Source organism: uncultured Gimesia sp., from assembly GCF_937919775.1.
GTDB lineage: Bacteria > Planctomycetota > Planctomycetia > Planctomycetales > Planctomycetaceae > Gimesia.
In genome coordinates, this window is record NZ_CALFPF010000488.1 from 1 (window position 1) to 2138 (window position 2138).

Consider the following 2138-nt stretch of genomic DNA (forward strand, 5'->3'; position numbering starts at 1 on the left):
CGTTTGAGGGGAGAATTCTGTCTTCGAATCAGATACCTGAAAATCGAAGCTTCAAAACTGAGTTTAATGATTGATGTCACAATCAATGCCTTAGAGAGTATGGGGCCTGCTTGAGCGATCAGCAGATTTGATTCAGGAGAATTATCAGTCAAATTCAGAATCAAAATCGTCAACCAGGTCGAAGCAATTCCCAATAGAATAGCGGTGAGAGAAAACTTGGCAGCCGTTGATTCAAAACTCCAGAATTCCCGCTTGGTAAACACATAAATCATGATCGAGCAGAAAATACCGACCACTCCGACAATGCCGACAAAACGACCGGCAAGCGGCTGCCAGGTCTTCAGGTCCGGAAAAGCGGAAGCAGAAACCCAGGTCAGCATGGCGTAAACCATAGCGGTGCCGGCGAAGGCGCCGAAAGCCAGGATTTCGCGACTCAACCAGGAATGTTTCAGGCCCAGAATACCACGAAAGGCATACATGGGGCGGCCCAGATGAAGTGTACTGGCACCCAATGCGACTAAGCCAAAAAACAGTCCGCTCGTCGCATACAAGCGGGTCATGACCGCCGTTGTTTCAGCACTGAGAAAATATTCCAGAGCCGAGCCGGTAAGAAACGCCCCGACAGAAAGTTGTGTGAGAACCAGCATAATTACCAGAGGCAGGTGAGCGTGTTGCGGGCTGGCGGAATAATAGTCTGCCGGCAAAGTATTACGGGGGAATGGTTTTGCTGATTTATAGGTTGTTGTGGGAAAGGTATGTTGCGGATCTGGTGCCCCGGGTAGAAATTGATTGATCTCCGAATCGGCAATTACCCGTTCCTGATTGACGATCTCAATGGCGATTGCCTGATGGGGACATGCCTGTACGCAGGCAGGTGCTTCGCCGTCGGATAAACGCTGACTGCACATATCGCATTTACGGACGATCCCCTTATGACTCTGATATTTGGGAACATCGTACGGACAGGCTAATGTACAATACTGACAGCCAAAGCATTGATCATCCAGATGTTTGACGATGCCGGTGAGTGGATCTTTTTCATAAGCATTCACCGGACAGGCCTGCATACATGCCGGCTCCAGACAGTGATGGCAGGCGGTGGTGACGTGCTGATAAACAGGGTCCTGATTAGAACCACCGATAAGCAGGCCTACATCTCGCCACGTTTCGTTTTCGTCCAGTCCATTCAGTGAATGGCAGGCACTGACACAGGCTTTGCAGCCGGAGCAGCGATCCAGATCCACTTCAAACGCATATTGTTCACCTGATTGAGGGACGCCGGAAGGAATCAGATCTGCGTAATAGCGTGACTGGGCTGGTAACGCCTGTGCGTCATACTTTTTTGCAAACTGATCGACGGCAGTCAATATCTGCTGTTCTTTCAGGAGTATCGCGATCAGATTGAAATCTGTATTGCGGGCAGAGTTTGCTTGTGAAAACGAAGAGGCAGCTTCAAAAGATATGCTGGAGTTCTGATTGTGTCCGTCGACGTCGAAATTCATGCGTGTCTATTCAGACTTTCGTTTTTTATGAAATTGTTCGGTGTGAATTAATGATTGCGGAACACCAATTTTCAATAGTTGTTCTTCAAAATCCTGATTGAAACTTCCTGGGCCACACAGAAAATAACGTGGCACCGGAACTTGAGGAATCTTCGACAGAATAAAATCAAAATTGAGGTAGCCGCAATAACCCAACCAATGGGGGGCGGGTTGGGAAAGTGTGAGGAAGTACTGAAACCCCGGCATTTGTGTGATTAACTGCCGGGTTTCATGATCGAAAATAATATCCCGGTGTGTTCTGGCACCATAAAATAAATAGCAGGGATTATTCAGCTTAGAGTCACAGAGATTGCGGACAATACTCATCATGGGGGTGATCCCAATTCCCGCACAGAGCAGCACAATGGATTCTGTATGAAGATTCGGATCAAAATAAAACTGGCCTAGCGGGCCTTTGACCGGAATCTTACTTCCCGGACGAACATGTTCAAAAAAATAATTCCCCACCTGCCCCTGGCGATTCCGCTTGATAGTCAAATCGATTCTATCAGGACGCGTGGGAGAAGAACTGATCGTAAAACTGCGCCAGACCTCTTCTTCATTGATGTTGAGACAAACCTTGACAAACATGCCTGG

At 48.0% G+C, this 2138-nt stretch carries 2 protein-coding genes; both read right to left on the reverse strand.

Annotation, left to right across the window (positions count from 1 at the left end):
• A partial coding sequence (locus Q0294_RS13905; RefSeq protein WP_299466439.1) for a DmsC/YnfH family molybdoenzyme membrane anchor subunit occupies positions 1 to 1502 on the reverse strand: 1502 nt, incomplete at its 3' end.
• Positions 1503 to 1508: 6 nt separating this feature from the next.
• Positions 1509 to 2138: ferredoxin reductase (locus tag Q0294_RS13910; protein ID WP_299466442.1), on the reverse strand; the 630-nt coding region annotated here is incomplete at its 5' end.